Source organism: Bacillus sp. F56 (assembly GCF_001748205.1).
GTDB classification, from domain to species: Bacteria; Bacillota; Bacilli; order Bacillales; family Bacillaceae; genus Bacillus; species Bacillus stercoris.
Window position 1 is genome coordinate 406979 of record NZ_BDFC01000004.1, and the last position, 19137, is coordinate 426115.

The 19137-nt window shown below is 44.4% G+C and carries 22 protein-coding genes; 18 read left to right on the plus strand and 4 right to left on the minus strand.

From position 1 onward, the window contains the following. Nucleotides 1-179: 179 nt before the first annotated feature. Both rpoE and pyrG read left to right on the plus strand, forming a co-directional pair. Nucleotides 180-701, plus strand: a complete 522-nt coding sequence (gene rpoE, locus BFW96_RS02195) for a DNA-directed RNA polymerase subunit delta (RefSeq protein ID WP_069150494.1) — start codon at nucleotides 180-182, stop codon at nucleotides 699-701. Nucleotides 702-942: 241 nt separating this feature from the next. Beyond that, nucleotides 943-2550, plus strand: coding sequence for a glutamine hydrolyzing CTP synthase (gene pyrG / locus BFW96_RS02200; protein WP_069838518.1), 1608 nt, complete (start codon nucleotides 943-945; stop codon nucleotides 2548-2550). 82 nt (nucleotides 2551-2632) lie between these two features. On the opposite strand, the gene BFW96_RS02205 is transcribed toward pyrG, so the two are convergent. Continuing rightward, nucleotides 2633-3154 (minus strand): DUF2529 domain-containing protein, encoded by a 522-nt coding sequence (locus BFW96_RS02205; RefSeq protein WP_069838519.1) that lies wholly within the window; start codon nucleotides 3152-3154, stop codon nucleotides 2633-2635. A 165-nt stretch (nucleotides 3155-3319) separates the two neighbouring features. On the opposite strand from BFW96_RS02205, the gene spo0F reads away from it, so the two are divergent. The 11 genes from spo0F to BFW96_RS02260 all read left to right on the plus strand — a co-directional run bounded on the left by spo0F (nucleotide 3320) and on the right by BFW96_RS02260 (nucleotide 13868). Further along, entirely contained in the window at nucleotides 3320-3694 is a 375-nt protein-coding gene (gene spo0F, locus BFW96_RS02210; RefSeq protein WP_003227621.1) for a sporulation initiation phosphotransferase Spo0F, read from the plus strand. A gap of 180 nt (nucleotides 3695-3874) precedes the next feature. Further along, a complete protein-coding gene (locus BFW96_RS02215; protein WP_003243339.1) occupies nucleotides 3875-4732 on the plus strand; it encodes a class II fructose-bisphosphate aldolase in 858 nt (285 codons plus the stop codon). A gap of 120 nt (nucleotides 4733-4852) precedes the next feature. Further along, a complete protein-coding gene (gene fsa / locus BFW96_RS02220) occupies nucleotides 4853-5491 on the plus strand; it encodes a fructose-6-phosphate aldolase (RefSeq protein WP_014665739.1) in 639 nt (212 codons plus the stop codon). A 377-nt stretch (nucleotides 5492-5868) separates the two neighbouring features. Then, complete coding sequence (locus BFW96_RS02225) at nucleotides 5869-7158, plus strand: UDP-N-acetylglucosamine 1-carboxyvinyltransferase (protein ID WP_014665738.1); 1290 nt, start codon at nucleotides 5869-5871, stop codon at nucleotides 7156-7158. 30 nt (nucleotides 7159-7188) lie between these two features. Further along, complete coding sequence (gene glpX / locus BFW96_RS02230) at nucleotides 7189-8154, plus strand: class II fructose-bisphosphatase (RefSeq protein ID WP_040081539.1); 966 nt, start codon at nucleotides 7189-7191, stop codon at nucleotides 8152-8154. Nucleotides 8155-8368: 214 nt separating this feature from the next. Beyond that, nucleotides 8369-8530, plus strand: coding sequence for a hypothetical protein (locus BFW96_RS21375; RefSeq protein WP_003227632.1), 162 nt, complete (start codon nucleotides 8369-8371; stop codon nucleotides 8528-8530). A 30-nt stretch (nucleotides 8531-8560) separates the two neighbouring features. Beyond that, on the plus strand, nucleotides 8561-9844 hold the full coding sequence (rho, locus tag BFW96_RS02240) for a transcription termination factor Rho (protein ID WP_003221939.1): 1284 nt from the start codon (nucleotides 8561-8563) through the stop codon (nucleotides 9842-9844). Between the two features lie 118 nt (nucleotides 9845-9962). Then, entirely contained in the window at nucleotides 9963-10163 is a 201-nt protein-coding gene (gene rpmE, locus BFW96_RS02245; RefSeq protein ID WP_003151132.1) for a 50S ribosomal protein L31, read from the plus strand. A gap of 89 nt (nucleotides 10164-10252) precedes the next feature. Then, on the plus strand, nucleotides 10253-10840 hold the full coding sequence (locus BFW96_RS02250) for a thymidine kinase (RefSeq protein WP_014478269.1): 588 nt from the start codon (nucleotides 10253-10255) through the stop codon (nucleotides 10838-10840). Between the two features lie 289 nt (nucleotides 10841-11129). Then, the gene (gene malS / locus BFW96_RS02255; RefSeq protein ID WP_069838520.1) at nucleotides 11130-12827 is read left to right on the plus strand and encodes an oxaloacetate-decarboxylating malate dehydrogenase; all 1698 of its coding nucleotides are present in this window, start codon (nucleotides 11130-11132) and stop codon (nucleotides 12825-12827) included. 81 nt (nucleotides 12828-12908) lie between these two features. Continuing rightward, nucleotides 12909-13868 (plus strand): AEC family transporter, encoded by a 960-nt coding sequence (locus BFW96_RS02260; protein WP_014478268.1) that lies wholly within the window; start codon nucleotides 12909-12911, stop codon nucleotides 13866-13868. A gap of 34 nt (nucleotides 13869-13902) precedes the next feature. On the opposite strand, the gene racA is transcribed toward BFW96_RS02260, so the two are convergent. Both racA and gloA2 read right to left on the minus strand, forming a co-directional pair. Then, nucleotides 13903-14457, minus strand: a complete 555-nt coding sequence (gene racA, locus BFW96_RS02265; protein WP_069150493.1) for a chromosome-anchoring protein RacA — start codon at nucleotides 14455-14457, stop codon at nucleotides 13903-13905. Between the two features lie 121 nt (nucleotides 14458-14578). Continuing rightward, the gene (gloA2, locus tag BFW96_RS02270; protein WP_083252780.1) at nucleotides 14579-14965 is read right to left on the minus strand and encodes an SMU1112c/YaeR family gloxylase I-like metalloprotein; all 387 of its coding nucleotides are present in this window, start codon (nucleotides 14963-14965) and stop codon (nucleotides 14579-14581) included. A 125-nt stretch (nucleotides 14966-15090) separates the two neighbouring features. On the opposite strand from gloA2, the gene prfA reads away from it, so the two are divergent. Genes prfA through BFW96_RS02285 form a run of 3 tightly spaced genes read left to right on the plus strand, consistent with a single transcriptional unit; the run spans nucleotide 15091 to nucleotide 17376 of the window. Continuing rightward, the gene (gene prfA, locus BFW96_RS02275; protein WP_003227645.1) at nucleotides 15091-16161 is read left to right on the plus strand and encodes a peptide chain release factor 1; all 1071 of its coding nucleotides are present in this window, start codon (nucleotides 15091-15093) and stop codon (nucleotides 16159-16161) included. A gap of 1 nt (nucleotide 16162) precedes the next feature. Then, entirely contained in the window at nucleotides 16163-17029 is an 867-nt protein-coding gene (gene prmC / locus BFW96_RS02280; protein ID WP_069838522.1) for a peptide chain release factor N(5)-glutamine methyltransferase, read from the plus strand. A 59-nt stretch (nucleotides 17030-17088) separates the two neighbouring features. After that, a complete protein-coding gene (locus BFW96_RS02285; RefSeq protein ID WP_014665731.1) occupies nucleotides 17089-17376 on the plus strand; it encodes a DUF5316 family protein in 288 nt (95 codons plus the stop codon). Between the two features lie 16 nt (nucleotides 17377-17392). Here BFW96_RS02285 and BFW96_RS02290 read toward each other — a convergent pair whose 3' ends face one another. Then, nucleotides 17393-17755 carry a UPF0715 family protein gene (locus BFW96_RS02290; RefSeq protein ID WP_014665730.1) on the minus strand — a complete coding sequence of 121 codons (363 nt, stop codon included), beginning with the start codon at nucleotides 17753-17755 and terminating at the stop codon, nucleotides 17393-17395. 140 nt (nucleotides 17756-17895) lie between these two features. Here BFW96_RS02290 and spoIIR point away from each other — a divergent pair, with 140 nt between their 5' ends. Together spoIIR and BFW96_RS02300 are read left to right on the plus strand one after the other, a co-directional pair. Further along, nucleotides 17896-18570, plus strand: a complete 675-nt coding sequence (gene spoIIR, locus BFW96_RS02295; protein ID WP_069838523.1) for a stage II sporulation protein R — start codon at nucleotides 17896-17898, stop codon at nucleotides 18568-18570. 65 nt (nucleotides 18571-18635) lie between these two features. Beyond that, nucleotides 18636-19079 (plus strand): GNAT family N-acetyltransferase, encoded by a 444-nt coding sequence (locus BFW96_RS02300; RefSeq protein ID WP_069838524.1) that lies wholly within the window; start codon nucleotides 18636-18638, stop codon nucleotides 19077-19079. Nucleotides 19080-19137: the final 58 nt, after the last annotated feature.

Here is a 19137-nt window from a genome sequence, read left to right on the forward strand (position 1 = left end):
AAAACATCTCTCAGTCGGATCACTCTTGTAAAATTATTTAAATTAACGCTGTTAAGGGTAGCATATTCTGTTTTATTTTGTTTATAATGAGAGGTATGGTTTGTATAAGAACGATACAAAATCGCTTTCATTATTGATAAAACAGATACATATAAGTAATAGAAAGGGAGTGTCCGACCTTGGGTATCAAACAATATTCACAGGAAGAGCTAAAGGAAATGGCTTTAGTTGAAATCGCTCACGAATTATTTGAAGAACATAAAAAACCAGTTCCTTTTCAGGAGCTTTTAAATGAAATTGCATCTTTGCTCGGCGTGAAAAAAGAAGAGCTTGGAGACCGCATCGCTCAATTTTATACAGATTTAAACATTGACGGCCGCTTCCTGGCGCTTTCTGACCAGACGTGGGGGCTTCGCAGCTGGTATCCATATGATCAGCTTGACGAAGAAACACAGCCGACAGTCAAGGCGAAAAAGAAAAAAGCGAAGAAAGCAGTCGAGGAAGATCTTGATCTTGACGAGTTTGAAGAGATCGACGAGGACGACCTTGATTTGGATGAAGTTGAGGAAGAACTTGATCTTGAGACCGACGATTTTGATGATGAAGATATTGATGAAGATGATGACGATCTTGAGATTGAAGAAGATATTATTGATGAAGATGATGAAGACTATGACGATGAAGAAGAGGAAGTTAAATAGTATCAGATTTCATCTTCAAAACGATCTTGACTTTCATAGTCGAACTATGTAGTATGTATTTTGGGCTCTTCAAAAACGAAGAGAGAACATAGTACGTTATGCTCCCTTTCAAGAAATTGAAAGGGAGCTTTCTTATTTTCACCCCTCATTTTTCTTATAAATCATTTAAAAGGCTAAATGATTTTTTATAAAATAGTACATTTTAAAAATGTAGCTAAGAGCGAAGAGAGGAGCAAACGAAATGACGAAATATATTTTTGTAACCGGGGGAGTTGTATCCTCACTTGGAAAGGGTATTGTAGCAGCTTCATTAGGACGTTTGCTGAAAAACCGCGGACTGAACGTGACGATTCAAAAATTCGATCCATACATCAATGTTGACCCGGGAACAATGAGCCCGTACCAGCACGGTGAAGTATTCGTAACGGATGACGGCGCTGAAACAGACTTGGACCTTGGTCACTATGAGCGTTTTATCGACATTAATCTGAATAAATTCAGCAACGTGACAACAGGTAAAATCTATTCAACAGTTCTTAAAAAAGAACGCCGCGGAGATTACCTTGGCGGAACCGTACAGGTCATCCCGCACATCACAAACGAATTGAAAGACCGTGTTTACCGCGCAGGAAAAGAGACAAACGCAGATGTCGTTATTACAGAAATCGGCGGTACTGTCGGAGACATCGAATCATTGCCATTCCTTGAAGCAATCCGCCAAATGAAGAGCGACATCGGCCGTGAAAACGTAATGTACATCCACTGTACGCTTGTCCCTTACATTAAAGCTGCTGGGGAATTAAAAACAAAACCGACACAGCACAGCGTAAAAGAATTGCGCAGCTTGGGCATTCAGCCAAACATTATCGTCGTTCGTACAGAAATGCCGATTTCTCAAGACATGAAAGATAAAATCGCGCTATTCTGCGACATCGATACAAAAGCGGTTATTGAATGTGAAGATGCGGACAACCTCTACTCCATTCCGCTTGAGCTTCAAAAACAAGGGCTTGATAAGCTTGTTTGCGAGCACATGAAATTGGCATGCGAAGAAGCGGAAATGTCCGAGTGGAAAGAGCTTGTTAACAAGGTCAGCAACCTGTCTCAAACGATTACAATCGGCCTTGTCGGCAAATATGTTGAGCTTCCTGACGCATACATTTCTGTTGTCGAGTCCCTTCGCCATGCGGGCTATGCGTTTGACACAGATGTAAAAGTGAAATGGATCAACGCGGAAGAAGTGACAGAAAACAATATCGCAGAACTCACAAGCGGAACTGACGGCATCATTGTGCCGGGCGGATTCGGAGACCGCGGTGTTGAAGGCAAAATCGTCGCAACAAAATACGCGCGAGAAAACAATATTCCGTTCTTGGGCATTTGCTTGGGCATGCAGGTGGCGTCTATTGAATACGCACGAAACGTATTGGGCTTAAAAGGCGCTCACTCAGCGGAAATTGATCCGTCAACTCAATACCCGATCATTGACCTTCTTCCTGAACAGAAGGATGTTGAGGATCTCGGAGGAACGCTTCGTCTCGGCCTTTACCCTTGTAAGCTTGAAGAAGGCACGAAAGCCTTTGAAGTGTATCAGGATGAAGTGGTGTACGAGCGCCACCGCCATCGCTATGAGTTTAACAATGAATTCAGACAGCAAATGGAAGAGCAAGGCTTCGTATTCTCAGGCACAAGCCCTGACGGACGCCTTGTTGAAATCATCGAGCTGAAAGAACACCCTTGGTTCGTGGCTTCTCAGTTCCACCCAGAGTTCAAGTCAAGACCGACAAGACCTCAGCCTCTATTCAAAGGCTTTATCGGAGCGTCTGTCGAAGCTGCGAATCAGAAGTAACAAAAAAAGACTTGCCGTTTGTCAAAAGCGGGCAAGTCTTTTTTATTTGTTTCCGGCAAGATCAAGCATGTACAATAAGATATTATGCATACTCTTGCAGAATTTCTTTTAGGGTAAACGATAAAGCGTGATAGACATACAGTGCCGTCATTAAAGAGGGAAATCCGTAACGGGTGCCGTCTTCATCGGGAACAAGCGGCATTTTTAATTTAGAATCAATATGCACATCACAATACTGTTCTATTCCCGCGCTATCTTTGGCTGCGGGCGAAACGCATACGACTCCCGCGCCTTTTTCATACAGCTCTTTTGCGAGCGCCTGCTCTTCGGCTGTGCCCGGCCCCGAGCAAAACATCAGCACCCTGTCGCTTTCTGTCACTTCTTCAGCGCTTTCTGGAAAGGCTTTGACAGATGGAAAGGGTTCTTTGCTTTCAGTGGCCTCATAAAAGACGCCCTGAAGCTCATTCGCTCCGTATAAATAAATGGAATGCCCGCTGATCACCGCTTGAGCAAGCAGCCGCGCCCCATCTTCAATCGCGTCAGATTCCTTATCCTGAATGCGGAAAAAAATACCTGTTAACTGCGTCGTAAATATTTTCAACATAAGTGAATCCTCCTTTATAACGTACAATATCAGTATACAACAAAAGAGAAAATGCTCAGAAAATGTCGTAAAGTAGACTATTATAATTAAAGGAAATAGGAAAATCAAACAGAATACATACACTACTGCTTACTTTTGACGAAAATCATAATATTGGGGTGTAAAATGATGAATGAAAAAATTTTAATCGTTGATGATCAATACGGCATTCGTATTTTGCTTAATGAAGTGTTCAATAAAGAAGGCTACCAGACGTTTCAGGCTGCAAACGGCCTGCAGGCGCTTGACATTGTGACAAAAGAACGGCCCGATCTTGTGCTTTTAGACATGAAAATTCCCGGCATGGACGGAATCGAAATCCTAAAACGGATGAAGGTCATTGACGAAAACATCCGGGTCATTATCATGACGGCATACGGAGAGCTCGACATGATCCAGGAATCAAAGGAATTGGGCGCTCTGACGCACTTTGCAAAGCCGTTTGACATCGACGAAATCAGAGATGCCGTCAAAAAATATCTGCCCCTGAAGTCTAACTGACAAAAAGAAGAAACAAATGAATGATGTCATTGTGTTGCCGATTTGTCGAAAAGTTGGTATCCTAGTTATGGAGAAAAAGCGATCTGAGTATTTACATATGACAGCAATATATGGGTCATGCTAGGGTGGAAAGCTTTTTTCGCTAGAAGACAATCAGGCTACATAAGGAGGACATTCGACATGCCTTTAGTTTCTATGACGGAAATGTTGAATACAGCTAAAGAAAAAGGGTACGCTGTAGGACAATTTAACTTAAACAACCTTGAGTTTACTCAAGCGATTTTACAAGCAGCTGAAGAAGAAAAATCTCCAGTGATCCTTGGTGTTTCCGAAGGTGCGGGACGCTACATGGGCGGCTTCAAAACAGTCGTTGCTATGGTAAAAGCACTTATGGAAGAGTACAAAGTGACAGTTCCTGTTGCGATTCACTTAGACCACGGTTCAAGCTTTGAATCTTGTGCGAAAGCGATTCATGCAGGTTTCACATCTGTAATGATCGACGCTTCTCACCATCCATTTGAAGAAAACGTAGCAACAACTGCTAAAGTTGTTGAGCTTGCTCATTTCCACGGAGTATCTGTAGAAGCTGAGCTTGGAACAGTAGGCGGACAAGAAGATGACGTTATCGCTGAAGGCGTAATCTACGCTGACCCTAAAGAGTGCCAAGAGCTTGTTGAGCGCACTGGCATCGACTGCCTTGCACCTGCATTAGGTTCTGTTCACGGCCCTTACAAAGGCGAACCAAACCTTGGTTTCAAAGAAATGGAAGAAATCGGGAAATCAACTGGTCTTCCGCTAGTTCTTCACGGCGGTACTGGAATTCCGACTGCTGACATCAAAAAATCAATTTCACTTGGTACAGCTAAAATCAACGTGAATACTGAAAACCAAATTTCTTCTGCAAAAGCTGTTCGCGAAACATTGGCAGCTAAGCCTGACGAGTACGATCCACGTAAATATCTTGGACCAGCTCGTGAAGCGATCAAAGAAACAGTTATCGGTAAAATGCGTGAATTTGGTTCTTCAAACCAAGCTTAATTCAATTGGAACTTTTTATAGCCGCCTGACAGCTTGACAGGCGGTTTTCCGTCTATCTATAGAAAGCGCAATCATAATTCACAGTTCAGAAAATTTCTTAATCAGGGAGGCTTTTTGAAAATGTTATTCTTTGTTGATACAGCGAATATCGATGAAATTAAAGAAGCGAATGAATTAGGAATTCTCGCCGGTGTTACGACGAACCCTAGTTTAGTAGCAAAGGAAGCTAACGTATCATTCCACGACCGTCTTCGCGAGATTACAGACGTCGTGAAAGGGTCTGTAAGCGCAGAGGTTATTTCTTTGAAAGCTGAGGAAATGATCGAGGAAGGAAAAGAACTGGCGAAAATCGCTCCGAACATTACGGTCAAAATTCCAATGACGTCTGACGGTTTAAAAGCGGTGAGAGCACTTACTGACTTAGGCATCAAAACAAACGTTACATTGATCTTCAATGCCAACCAGGCGCTTCTTGCTGCAAGAGCGGGGGCGACGTATGTATCTCCATTCCTGGGACGTTTAGATGACATCGGCCACAATGGACTTGACCTGATTTCAGAAGTTAAACAGATTTTTGACATTCACGGACTTGACACGCAAATCATTGCAGCGTCTATCCGCCACCCGCAGCACGTGACAGAAGCCGCTTTAAGAGGGGCTCACATCGGCACAATGCCGCTGAAAGTCATTCATGCGCTCACTAAACACCCGTTAACAGACAAAGGAATCGAACAATTCCTTGCAGACTGGAACAAATAATGAAGGGGCGGCAAACAGCTTTATGCCTGTTTGCCGCGGCCTTTGTTTTTCACCGACCTGATACAGCGGACCTTCAGATGCTGACGCCGCTTTACAGAGAAGGAATCATTGGGCTGCAGAAGCTGATATCGGAATGAAGGGTTTGCGTACTGCTTTTGCCGGATGAAGACGATGTCTCTTAAGCCGGCGGGTCTCTGTGCAACTTTTGAAACCTGTGCCCCGCAAAGCTTCGCTATTTTCTTCCTGATATTTTACAATGTGTTGTATTCTTTCTCTTCGAATTGGCTAGATTTTGGACATGAGCTTTATTTGCAGAGACAGAATAAAATGACATTTTATTTAGCTCCGCAGCTATCTTCTTATGGAAGGAGACTATCATGGAAAAGTTGAATATTGCCGGCGGTGACTCGTTAAACGGTACAGTACATATCAGTGGCGCTAAAAACAGCGCTGTTGCGTTAATACCTGCAACCATTTTGGCAAATTCCGAGGTGACAATTGAAGGGCTTCCAGAGATTTCAGATATTGAAACGCTGCGTGACCTGTTAAAGGAAATCGGCGGCAACGTGCATTTTGAGAATGGGGAAATGGTTGTTGACCCTACATCGATGATCAGCATGCCGCTTCCTAACGGGAAAGTAAAAAAGCTTCGCGCGTCGTATTATTTAATGGGGGCGATGCTAGGCCGCTTCAAGCAAGCAGTCATTGGATTGCCTGGCGGCTGTCACTTAGGGCCCCGCCCGATTGATCAGCATATCAAAGGCTTTGAGGCGCTCGGAGCTGAAGTAACCAATGAACAAGGCGCCATTTATTTGCGAGCTGAAAGGCTGAGAGGCGCACGGATTTATTTAGATGTCGTAAGCGTAGGAGCAACGATTAACATTATGCTCGCCGCTGTTTTGGCAGAAGGGAAAACGATTATCGAAAACGCTGCCAAAGAGCCAGAGATTATTGACGTCGCGACATTGCTTACAAGCATGGGCGCCAAAATCAAAGGCGCGGGCACCAATGTGATCCGAATCGACGGCGTTCAGGAACTGCACGGCTGCAAGCATACGATCATACCGGACAGAATTGAAGCCGGGACATTTATGATTGCGGGCGCTGCAATGGGCAAGGAAGTCATTATCGATAACGTCATTCCCACTCATCTTGAGTCGTTAACGGCAAAGCTGAGAGAAATGGGCTATCATATCGAAACAAGCGACGACCAGCTTCTTATTGTCGGCGGGCAGAAGAACTTAAAGCCGGTTGACGTCAAAACCCTCGTATATCCGGGGTTTCCGACGGATTTACAGCAGCCGATGACGGCGCTTCTGACAAGGGCAAAAGGGACAAGCGTCGTTACAGACACCATCTACTCGGCAAGATTCAAGCACATTGATGAGCTGAGACGGATGGGTGCCAATATGAAAGTGGAAGGCAGATCCGCCATCATCACAGGTCCTGTCGAGCTTCAAGGCGCAAAAGTGAAGGCGAGCGATCTTCGTGCCGGTGCCTGCTTGGTGGTAGCCGGACTGATGGCTGACGGCGTCACGGAAATTACAGGACTGGAGCATATTGACCGCGGCTACAGCAGCCTTGAGAAGAAGCTTGAGGGGCTTGGAGCGACAATTTGGCGTGAAAGAATGACAGACGAAGAAATAGAACAGCTTCAAAATTCATAATGGTTTCTTGTGAGAGGAGATCGTGTTGAAATGGAAAGAAGTTTATCAATGGAATTGGTACGTGTAACCGAAGCTGCGGCATTAGCATCGGCGAGATGGATGGGCCGGGGAAAAAAGGACGAGGCTGATGAAGCGGCAACAAGTGCAATGAGAGACGTTTTTGATACAGTGCCGATGAAAGGGACCGTTGTAATCGGTGAGGGAGAAATGGACGAAGCGCCAATGCTGTATATCGGGGAAAAACTCGGAAACGGGTACGGCCCGCGCGTTGATGTCGCAGTTGACCCTCTTGAAGGCACAAACATCTTAGCAAGCGGCGGCTGGAACGCGCTGACGGTGATCGCGGTAGCAGACCATGGCACGCTGCTGAATGCTCCTGACATGTATATGCAAAAAATTGCAGTCGGTCCGGAGGCGGTGGGCTGCATAGATATTGAAGCACCTGTCATTGACAACCTTAAAGCGGTGGCAAAAGCAAAAAACAAGGACGTTGAGGATGTCGTTGCCACCATTTTAAACCGTGAAAGACACGAAAAAATCATTTCCGAGCTTCGTGAGGCCGGCGCCAGAATCAAATTGATCAATGACGGCGATGTCGCTGGCGCCATCAACACGGCTTTCGACCACACGGGCGTTGACATCCTGTTCGGATCAGGCGGCGCTCCTGAGGGTGTGTTATCCGCTGTCGCGCTAAAAGCGCTCGGCGGAGAAATCATTGGTAAACTTCTTCCGCAAAACGAAGAAGAAATCACACGCTGTCATAAAATGGGCCTTGATTTAAGCAAAGTCCTTCGCATGGAAGACCTTGTGAAGGGTGATGACGCGATTTTTGCAGCTACAGGGGTTACTGACGGCGAGCTGTTAAAAGGAGTTCAATTTAAAGGCTCTGTCGGAACAACTGAAAGCTTAGTTATCCGTGCAAAATCAGGCACTGTCCGTTTCGTTGACGGCAGACACAGCTTGAAAAAGAAACCAAATCTTGTAATCCGTCCATAACAAACAGAAAAAGCGGGTGAGAGCCCGCTTTAACTTTTGCAGAAAAGCGTCAACTCTATCAATTCCATGTCAAAACCTTATTTCAGTTGAATAATTTTTTGAAATAAGGTAAAAATAAAGAGTGCTGCGAATTTTACTGCGTAATACCTTCTTTTAAGCACTAGGAAAGTTTCAATTTCTACCGCATACAGACGATATAAGTATTGATCTTCTCATGTTTTTGTCCTCGCTTCCTTCAAAACTCATTAAGACAATCCTTTTAACAAAAGCGCCGATCATGGGTGGAAGTGTTACCGATAGAAGTTCCTTTATGTTAAAAAAAGAATGTGCTTTGGCGGATGTTGTGCAAAAGCAGCAGATGACATGTTCAGAGTAAGATATTGACTATGAAAAGCGTGGTGTTTTTATGAAAGACGTATCTATTTCCTCATTGGAAAATATGAAATTGAAAGAGCTTTATGAACTTGCAAGACATTATAAAATCTCCTATTACAGTAAACTGACAAAAAAAGAACTCATTTTCGCCATTCTGAAAGCGAATGCAGAACAGGAAGACCTGTTGTTTATGGAAGGCGTACTTGAGATCATCCAGTCTGAAGGTTTCGGCTTCCTGAGACCGATCAACTACTCTCCAAGCTCAGAAGATATTTACATCTCAGCTTCACAAATCCGCCGTTTCGATTTGCGGAACGGAGACAAAGTATCCGGCAAGGTTCGCCCGCCAAAAGAAAATGAGCGTTACTATGGACTTTTGCACGTTGAAGCAGTGAACGGGGATGATCCCGAATCAGCAAAAGAGCGTGTGCATTTCCCTGCTCTTACGCCACTTTATCCAGATCGCCAAATGGTGCTTGAAACAAAGCCGAACTTCTTGTCTACAAGAATTATGGACATGATGGCGCCGGTCGGATTTGGACAGCGCGGATTGATTGTGGCGCCGCCGAAAGCCGGAAAAACGATGTTGCTGAAGGAAATTGCCAACAGCATTACAGCGAACCAGCCTGAAGCAGAGCTAATCGTGCTTTTAATTGATGAAAGACCTGAGGAAGTAACCGATATCGAGCGTTCTGTAGCTGGGGATGTCGTCAGCTCAACGTTTGATGAAGTGCCGGAAAACCATATTAAAGTGGCCGAGCTTGTGCTTGAACGCGCGATGCGTCTCGTGGAACATAAAAAAGACGTCATCATCCTGATGGATAGTATCACTCGGCTTGCCCGCGCCTACAACTTAGTGATTCCGCCAAGCGGAAGAACGCTCTCCGGAGGGATTGACCCAGCGGCGTTCCACCGTCCGAAACGCTTCTTCGGGGCTGCGAGAAATATCGAAGAGGGCGGCAGCTTAACCATCCTTGCTACGGCTCTGGTTGATACAGGATCACGTATGGATGACGTTATTTATGAGGAATTCAAGGGAACAGGCAACATGGAGCTTCACCTTGACCGCTCTCTGGCAGAGCGCCGCATCTTCCCTGCCATTGATATCCGCCGTTCTGGAACGCGCAAAGAAGAGCTGCTTGTGCCTAAAGAGCATCTTGATCGTCTATGGTCGATCCGCAAAACGATGTCTGATTCACCTGATTTCGCAGAAAAGTTCATGAGAAAAATGAAAAAAACCAAAACAAACCAGGAATTTTTCGATATTCTCAATCAAGAATGGAAACAGGCAAATCTATCATCTGCAAGAAGGTAAATTGTATTTGCAAAAGAAGTAAATCACTGATATAATTTTCTCATATGCGTTTCGGACAACGCTCCGAAATAATAACTCTGTTTCCACACGGGATTCAGGGCGGAAGGAGATGGATACAATGAAAGCAGGAATTCATCCTAATTTCAAAAAAGCAACAGTTAAATGCGCTTGCGGAAATGAATTTGAAACAGGCTCAGTAAAAGAAGAGGTACGCGTTGAGATTTGCTCTGAATGCCACCCATTCTACACTGGTCGTCAAAAATTCGCTTCTGCTGATGGTCGTGTTGATCGCTTTAACAAAAAATACGGTCTTAAGTAATAATAGATTTCTCAACAGGCAAGAAGCAATCTTGCCTGTTTTTTATATTGTCTAAAGCACAGCTAGCAGAGAGAGGGGGGGCGAAGCCTATGTACATAATGAAACAAAGCGGGTGGCTTGAGCTGATTTGCGGCAGCATGTTCTCGGGGAAATCTGAAGAGCTGATCAGAAGAGTGAAGAGAGCGACTTACGCCAAGCAGGAAGTCAGGGTATTTAAGCCTGTGATTGATAACCGATACAGCGAAGCTGCTGTTGTCTCCCATAATGGAACATCAATGACGAGCTACGCCATTTCGTCTGCTGCTGACATTTGGGATCACATCAGTGAAAGTACAGATGTGATTGCGGTTGATGAAGTGCAGTTTTTTGATCAGGAAATTGTTGAGGTTTTATCATCTCTTGCCGACAAAGGCTACCGTGTGATAGCAGCGGGCCTCGATATGGATTTTAGGGGAGAGCCGTTCGGCGTCGTGCCGAATATTATGGCGATTGCAGAAAGTGTGACAAAGCTGCAAGCCGTTTGTTCTGTCTGCGGATCACCGGCGAGCAGAACACAGCGCCTCATTGACGGCAAACCGGCTTCTTACGATGATCCGGTCATTTTGGTTGGTGCCTCTGAATCGTATGAAGCCAGATGCAGACATCATCACGAAGTCCCAGGAAAATCTAAAAAATAGTCCAAAACATGGGTATAAAGATAGAAAGCACCGGCTGAAAACACCGGTGTTTTTTTTATATTCTGATAATATTCAATTAAAAAATTTAATTAAGTATATTAAAAAATTAAGTAATTTTCTTCCCTTGAATTTTGATTTTGACAGGCATACAATAGCTTACGTAATGTAAATAGTTTTGAGACATTGTTCGAATAATTGTCACAAAGTCGCATAAAGATCATGATCGGTCATATTTTAGATGGGTTATTACTTAACTTGGTTAACTATTTCAAGAAAGAAGGAGATTTGCTTGAATAACATAAAAAAAACCAAAGAAGGGCACTTAGAAACAACTCTTAGAGGAAAAGAAGTTTTATCTATTCCTACTTTAAATAAAGGCGTTGCTTTTTCACTAGAAGAAAGACAAGAACTTGGCTTAGAAGGGCTTCTTCCGCCAACTGTACTTTCTCTTGATCAACAAGCACAACGCGCGTACGAGCAGTTCCAAGCGCAGCCTGACCGCCTTCGTCAAAATGTTTACTTAAGTGATCTTGCAAACCGCAATGAAGTTCTTTTCTATAAATTGCTGCAAAACCATCTTCGCGAAATGCTTCCTGTTGTGTACACACCAACAGTTGGTGAAGCGATTCAGGAGTACAGCCATGAATATAGAAGACCTCAAGGAATCTACTTGTCAATCGACAACATTGACGGTATTGAAAAAGCGTTTGAAAACCTTCATGCGACAGCAGGCGATATTGATCTTATCGTTGCTACTGACTCTGAAAGCATTCTCGGTATCGGTGACTGGGGTGTAGGCGGTATTAACATCGCTATCGGTAAATTAGCTGTTTACACTGCTGCAGCTGGTATTGACCCTAGCCGTGTTATCCCGGTTGTGCTTGATGTCGGTACGAACAACGAAAAGCTTCTAAACGATCCTTTATATATTGGGAACAAGCATGAACGTGTTCAAGGTGAACGCTATGAAGCTTTCATTGACGCTTATGTAAAAGCTGCATTGAAATTCTTCCCTAAAGCGCTTCTTCACTGGGAAGACCTTGGCAACAAAAATGCACGCAATATCATGAAGAAATACAATCATGAAATCCTGACATTTAATGATGATATTCAAGGTACTGGCGCGATTACACTTGCTGGTGTGCTTGCCGCTATGAAGAAAACAGGCGCTTCTATTAAAGATCAGCGTGTTGTTATTTTCGGTGCTGGTTCTGCCGGTATCGGTATTGCTGACCAAATCCGTGACACAATGGTGCTTGCCGGATTGTCTGAAGAAGAAGCTAACAAACGTTTCTACACACTTGATTACAGAGGCTTGCTGACTGAAGACATCGAAGGCATCCTTGATTTCCAAAAACCTTACCTTCGCAATGCGGATGAAGTGAAAGACTGGAAGCGCGATGAAAAAGGTCAAATTCCATTCGATGAAGTGGTTCGCCAAGCGAAACCAACGATCTTGATTGGCACTTCAGGGGTTTCAGGTGCGTTCACAGAGGAAATTGTAAAAGAAATGGCATCTCACGTAGACCGTCCGGTTATCATGCCGATGTCTAACCCGACTCACCTTGCTGAAGCAGTTCCTGAAGACCTGTTCAAATGGACTGACGGAAAAGTGCTTATTGCAACAGGAAGCCCATTTGACAATGTAGAATACAACGGTGTTTCTTATGAGATCGGACAATCTAACAACGCATTCGCGTTCCCTGGTCTTGGACTTGGTTCAATTGTAGCTGAAGCGCGTATCATTACACCTGCTATGTTTGCTGCAACTGCTGATGCGATTGCTGAAATGGTTGATCTTGAAACACCTGGAGCAGGGCTGCTGCCAAGCATTGATAAGCTTCAAGAGGTTTCTATTCAAGTTGCGATTGCCGTTGCTGAAGCAGCAATTAAAGACGGCGTGGCAAATCGTCAGCCTGAAGATGTGAAACAAGCGGTTCTTAATGCAATGTGGACACCGGAATACAAAAAAATCATCGCGAAATAATTAGCGAGTAAATTTTTCTGTCCGAGGGAAAGCTTTTTGTAAAGCTAAAGTATACGGACATAGGATTTGGAGGAGAATATTTTGAGCATCTTAGATATCTTAATCCTCCTGGCGCCGATCTTCTTTGTTATCGTGCTGGGTTGGTTTGCAGGACATTTTGGAAGTTATGATGCCAAGTCGGCAAAAGGGGTAAGTACGTTAGTAACGAAATACGCACTTCCAGCTCACTTTATCGCTGGTATTTTGACAACTTCCAGAAGTGAATTTTTATCACAAGTTCCTTTAATGATTTCTTTAATTATTGGGATTGTTGGTTTCTACATCATCATTCTTTTGGTTTGCAGATTTATTTTCAAGTATGATTTAACGAACTCATCTGTATTTTCTTTGAACTCTGCACAGCCGACATTCGCGTTTATGGGTATTCCTGTATTGGGAAGCTTATTCGGAGCGAATGAAGTTGCGATTCCGATCGCGGTCACAGGTATCGTGGTAAACGCGATTCTTGATCCGCTCGCGATCATTGTTGCTACTGTAGGTGAGACTTCTAAGAAAAACGAAGAGGGCGGCGACAGCTTCTGGAAGATGACAGGAAAATCAATCCTGCATGGTCTTTGTGAGCCGCTTGCAGCTGCTCCGTTAATCAGTATGATCTTAGTGTTGGTGTTCAACTTCACTCTTCCTGAGCTGGGTGTTAAAATGCTCGATCAGCTTGGAAGCACAACATCTGGTGTTGCTCTCTTTGCTGTCGGTGTTACCGTTGGTATTCGTAAAATTAAACTCAGTATGCCGGCTATCGGTATTGCGTTACTAAAAGTTGCGGTTCAGCCTGCGTTAATGTTCCTGATTGCTCTTGCAGTCGGACTTCCAGCTGACCAAATGACAAAAGCGATCCTTCTTGTTGCATTCCCTGGTTCTGCCGTTGCAGCCATGATTGCGACTCGTTTCGAGAAACAAGAAGAAGAAACTGCGACTGCGTTTGTGGTCAGTGCGATTCTGTCTTTGATTTCACTTCCAATCATTATCGCGCTTACTGCGTAACAAAAAAAGCTCCCTTTACGGGGAGCTTTTTGCTTTAGGTTTGAAATTTGAACAGTGACAGCAGCGGTTTTTTTCTTGTTTTGGTTTTTTCAGAAGCAGCAGCGGTCTCGGGGATCGGCTGAGCGGTGAATTCTTTCATTTGTGAGGTCAGTGATTGCAGGTCTGCAAGAATATCATCAATTTCTCTGCGGTGCTGAAGCAGCTGGTAAGATACACCTTCATCGGCTTTTTGTTTCAGCTGGCGTTCCAGCTCCGAAATCCTTGCTATCAGTTCGTTTTCGTCCTGCCTTTGCTGTAAAAGGGTGTCCAGCTTTTGTTCAAGCTGCTCGATTCTTCGTTCTGTGTCGCCATTTGTTTTTTGGACAAGGAAGCCTGTGCGCTTTTTAGCGCTTTTCGGCAGATGAATATCCTGAATCGCCGTGCCTTCAGAGATTTGTTTTTGAACAGATTTTAGAACCTTCACGTCTTCTGCCGTGAACGAATAATGTCCGAGCTCATTGCGTTCGGCCGGGAGATTCAGCTGCTTCACCCACCGCTGCACCGTTTTTGCGGAGACGCCGAGTTCACTTGCTACCATATTTGTATTCATGATCCCATACCTCCTTTTTAGCTAGGTATTCGACCATAGAATGCGGTTCCCTTCCCGTTAGACAAAACAAGAAAAGATTCGGCAAAGAAAGTGGGTTTCTCCTTTTTTTCTTCAAAAAATATTATTGTTCATACAGTTCTAAAGGAAGCTGGTCAGGATCAAAAAAGAAGGTGAAACGCTTTCCGGTCAGCGGATCTGTTCTGATTGGCTCTGTTTCGATCCCTTTTTCATGAAGCGCCTGAACCGCCTCATCCAAGCTGCTGACTGTAAAGGCGAGGTGACGCAGGCCTGCAGCTTCAGGCCGGGTTTGGCGTTCGGGCGGGTCGGGAAACGAGAACAGTTCAATGGCATACGAGCCGTTAAGCGACAAATCAAGCTTATAGGAGCCGCGCTCTTCGCGGTACGTTTCTTGAATCACCTGAAAACCAAGCTTATGTACGTAGAAAGCTTTCGACTTTTCGTAATCTGAACATATGATTGCAATATGATGTATGGATTTCAGCAACAATATCCCTCCTCGATTCCCAGTATAGCAGAGGAGGCTTTTAAAGCTGGGATTGAAATGCTTTTGACTGGGGTTAATCACTATACTATAATGAGAATGTTACGCACAGGAAAACAGAGGTGAAGACCGTGTTAGACCGTTTAAAATCAATCGAAGAACGATACGAAAAATTAAATGAGCTTTTAAGCGATCCAGAAGTAGTCAACGATCCGAAAAAGCTGAGAGAATATTCAAAAGAGCAATCTGATATACAAGAAACAGTTGACGTATATAGACAATACAGAGATGCGTCAGAACAGCTGGCTGATGCAAAAGCAATGCTTGAAGAGAAGCTGGATGCTGAGATGCGCGACATGGTGAAGGAAGAGATTTCTGAACTTCAGAAGGAAACGGAGACACTGTCAGAACGTTTGAAAGTGCTCCTGATCCCGAAAGATCCTAATGACGACAAAAACGTTATCATGGAGATTCGCGGAGCTGCGGGAGGCGAGGAAGCCGCTTTATTCGCTGGCAACCTGTACAGAATGTATTCCCGTTACGCTGAGCTTCAAGGCTGGAAGACAGAGGTCATGGAAGCGAATGTAACCGGAACAGGCGGCTACAAAGAGATCATCTTTATGATTACGGGAAGCGGCGCATATTCTAAACTCAAATATGAAAACGGCGCCCACCGCGTACAGCGTGTTCCGGAAACAGAATCGGGCGGACGTATCCATACATCCACTGCAACGGTAGCTTGTCTTCCTGAGGCAGAAGAGGTAGAGGTTGACATCCATGAGAAGGATATCCGCGTCGATACGTTTGCTTCAAGCGGACCGGGCGGACAAAGCGTTAACACAACAATGTCTGCCGTTCGTCTGACGCACTTGCCGACAGGTGTTGTTGTATCATGCCAGGATGAAAAATCTCAAATCAAGAACAAAGAAAAAGCAATGAAGGTTCTTCGTGCCAGAATCTATGATAAATTTCAGCAGGAAGCCCAGGCTGAATATGATCAAACACGGAAATCAGCAGTCGGATCTGGTGACCGTTCTGAACGTATCCGCACATACAACTTCCCGCAAAACCGTGTGACGGATCACAGAATCGGTTTGACGATTCAAAAGCTTGATCAGATTCTTGAAGGAAAACTTGACGAAGTGGTTGAAGCACTGATCGTAGAAGATCAGGCGAGCAAGCTTCAGCAGTCGGAAGGTTAAGATGAAGACGATATTCGAAGCCCTGAAATGGGCTTCTTCTTATTTAACCGAAGCGGGAAGAGAAGAAAATGCTGCCGAGCTGCTATTGCTTTATGATACTGGAATGGAGAGAAGCAGGCTGCTCGCCAGCTTGCAGGAACCGATTGGCGAAGACGAACTGTATCGCTTTACGCGTCACGTTGAGATGCATAAAGAGGGCGTGCCGGTGCAATACATTATCGGAAAAGAGTTTTTTTACGGGCGGGAATTTATGGTGAATGATGATGTGCTGATCCCGCGGCCGGAAACAGAAGAGGTTGTCCTTCATTTGCTTGAAAAATATCGTAATGTCTTTTCTGAAGATGACCGGCTCGAAGTCGTTGACGTTGGTACAGGGAGCGGCGCGATAGCCGTCACGCTTGCGCTTGAAAACCAAAACTTTTCTGTGTCAGCAGTCGATATTTCGAAAGAGGCGCTGCAAGTCGCCTCTGCCAATGCAGAAAAACTTGGAGCGAATGTGCGCTTTTATCAGGGCGATCTGCTTGAGCCTTTTATTAAGGCGGGAAAAAAAGCAGATATCATTGTCTCGAACCCGCCATATATTTCAGAGGAAGAAATGGCTGATCTATCAGAAATTGTCCGTTTTCATGAGCCGCTGCACGCGCTCACCGATGGCGGAGACGGGCTGAAATTTTATAAGCGGTTTATGGAAGACATCCCGCTTGTCATGAAGGAGAAAGTATTTGTCGTTTTTGAAATCGGCTGGAAACAGGGGGCGGCGGTCAAAGACTTGATCCTCAAGGCGTTTAAGGATGCGGAAGTGGAAGTGCTGAAAGATATTAATGGAAAAGACAGAACCATATGCGCTCTGATTCATAAAAATAAATAAGCAGCTTGCCGGCGAGTGAATGGATCAAGCTGTTGAACACCAGCAAAGGGGATGTAAACATGAAAAAGGCCCTGACAGCAGGAATCCTGCTCATCGCGATTGAGAGCATGATTGGCACCATTTTTTCACAGGCTCCTTCATATGAAGCGATTTTTGGCGTTGCGTCTCTCGTTTTAGTCGGGCTCGCGATCATCACATCGGGTTTGGCTGTAAGCGGAAGCGATCAGCGGGCAAACTACCATTCAGAAACCAAAGAAGGCCGTACATCACGTCTAAAAATGGCAGCCGCTTTTTTTGTTGCGGCGATACCTTCCATTCTATGTTATTTGCTGACGGTTTTGTTTTAATAAAAAAGGAAGCCTTTTAGGCTTCCTTTTTTTGCAATAAAACAGAGTCCCATATCCAATAGATAAGAGCTGTTAATACAGCGAAAAGATAGAAGGCTGTATTTTGAAACAGAGATTGTCCCGAAGGCTGAAGCACGCCGAAAATGATCGCGTTGGCAATAAAAGCAGCGACAAGGTAATACAGCAGGTACAAAGGGCTGAACCGTTTCGGCTTTTTATTCATCATGATTTGAAGCGGCAGTGCGAAGATCAAATAAGGAAACAGAAAATAAAATGCCATTGTGATGAGAGCGGCAATAATAAATGAATGAATATAAATAACCGAATAAAGAACCGACATCGTGAATGCTGATAAGAGCACTGTATAATTGTATTTCATCTTAAACCTCCTAAAACACTATCGTACCATAAATAAGATTAACAGCTTGCTAGATTTTTTTCACCCTGCACGTTTACCCCAGGTTCTCCTTGTCCATAATAGGGCTAGAAACAAAGCACGGAGAGGAACGGTGGGGACCGATGAAAAAAACAGTAATCATTTGTATATATATCTTTCTTTTATTATCCGGAGCGCTCGTAGGGCTTGCGAAAGAAGAGACGGCACAGCAATCAGAAAATCAGCCGGTGGTCATACCGGATCAGGCGATTCGTTTGAGAATATTGGCAAACAGCGATAGTGATCAAGACCAGCAATTAAAACGTCATATCAGAGATGCGGTGAATAAAGAAATCACAACTTGGGTAAAGGATATTACTTCTATTGAAGAAGCGCGTCGTGTGATTCGCTCAAAGCTGCCTGAAATCAAAGCGATTGCAAAGGAAACGATGGAGAAAGAAGGAGCGAATCAGTCGGTATCCGTTGATTTTGACAAAATCTCATTTCCGACAAAGCTTTACGGCAACATGGTTTATCCAGCCGGTGAGTATGAAGCGATTTTGATCACGCTTGGAAACGGCGACGGCGCCAACTGGTGGTGTGTGCTGTTCCCGCCCCTCTGCTTTCTCGATTTTTCTAACGGGGAAGCCGTCAAAGAACAAGAAGATAAAGAAGCCTCAAAAAAGCAGACTGAAAAAGTGCTTGAGGACGTAACCGCTAAAGCAGAGAAAGCAAAAAAAGAAGAGAAAGAAGAGAAGGAAGAGGGCACAGAAGTGAAATTCTTCTTAGTCGAATGGATTTCCGACCTTTTTTCCTAATCATCTGGTCTAAAAATAGTTTTGCCTCATAGATTTGAAGAAAGAACGAAAAACGGGGTGAACGGATGTTTTATCAACTGCGGGTGGCAAGGGAAAAAGACGGAGATGTGCTTGAGGAATTTTTAAAACAGGCGAAAACCAGCTATGAAGGCGTGAAAGAAGGCTTCACTCAATTTCTTATGCTGGAGGACAATGAGAAAAACATTGCCGGCTGCCTCGGTATTGAAAAAATAAGCTGTGACCAAGGGCTGCTGCGGTCGCTGGTCATATCGGACAAGCTTCACCAAGGCCATATTGTCACGCTTTTTCAAAGCATGGAGGTGCTGTGCGAAAAGCATCAAATCAAAACCGTATATCTAGTAGCGAATCAGCATTCCTCTGCGGACTTTCTGTCGGCCATGGGATTTGAAAGAGCTGAAAGTGTACCGGAAGAACTGTTCTCTTCTGATCATTTCTGTGAATCGCGGCAAACAGAAGGGGCCGTTTTGATGAAAAAAACGTCTGGATAATTGCAGTTTATACACATACTTATCCACTTCTTTATTAGCGTTGTCCACAATTTGTGGA

Coding starts and splice junctions, on each gene's coding strand:
- pyrG (WP_069838518.1), top strand. CDS start 943: ATGACGAAATATATTTTTGTAACCGGGGGAGTTGTATCCTCACTTGGA.
- BFW96_RS02205 (WP_069838519.1), bottom strand. CDS start 3,154: ATGTTGAAAATATTTACGACGCAGTTAACAGGTATTTTTTTCCGCATT.
- spo0F (WP_003227621.1), top strand. CDS start 3,320: ATGATGAATGAAAAAATTTTAATCGTTGATGATCAATACGGCATTCGT.
- BFW96_RS02215 (WP_003243339.1), top strand. CDS start 3,875: ATGCCTTTAGTTTCTATGACGGAAATGTTGAATACAGCTAAAGAAAAA.
- fsa (WP_014665739.1), top strand. CDS start 4,853: ATGTTATTCTTTGTTGATACAGCGAATATCGATGAAATTAAAGAAGCG.
- BFW96_RS02225 (WP_014665738.1), top strand. CDS start 5,869: ATGGAAAAGTTGAATATTGCCGGCGGTGACTCGTTAAACGGTACAGTA.
- glpX (WP_040081539.1), top strand. CDS start 7,189: ATGGAAAGAAGTTTATCAATGGAATTGGTACGTGTAACCGAAGCTGCG.
- BFW96_RS21375 (WP_003227632.1), top strand. CDS start 8,369: ATGTTTTTGTCCTCGCTTCCTTCAAAACTCATTAAGACAATCCTTTTA.
- rho (WP_003221939.1), top strand. CDS start 8,561: ATGAAAGACGTATCTATTTCCTCATTGGAAAATATGAAATTGAAAGAG.
- rpmE (WP_003151132.1), top strand. CDS start 9,963: ATGAAAGCAGGAATTCATCCTAATTTCAAAAAAGCAACAGTTAAATGC.
- BFW96_RS02250 (WP_014478269.1), top strand. CDS start 10,253: ATGTACATAATGAAACAAAGCGGGTGGCTTGAGCTGATTTGCGGCAGC.
- racA (WP_069150493.1), bottom strand. CDS start 14,457: ATGAATACAAATATGGTAGCAAGTGAACTCGGCGTCTCCGCAAAAACG.
- prmC (WP_069838522.1), top strand. CDS start 16,163: ATGAAGACGATATTCGAAGCCCTGAAATGGGCTTCTTCTTATTTAACC.
- BFW96_RS02285 (WP_014665731.1), top strand. CDS start 17,089: ATGAAAAAGGCCCTGACAGCAGGAATCCTGCTCATCGCGATTGAGAGC.
- BFW96_RS02290 (WP_014665730.1), bottom strand. CDS start 17,755: ATGAAATACAATTATACAGTGCTCTTATCAGCATTCACGATGTCGGTT.
- spoIIR (WP_069838523.1), top strand. CDS start 17,896: ATGAAAAAAACAGTAATCATTTGTATATATATCTTTCTTTTATTATCC.
- BFW96_RS02300 (WP_069838524.1), top strand. CDS start 18,636: ATGTTTTATCAACTGCGGGTGGCAAGGGAAAAAGACGGAGATGTGCTT.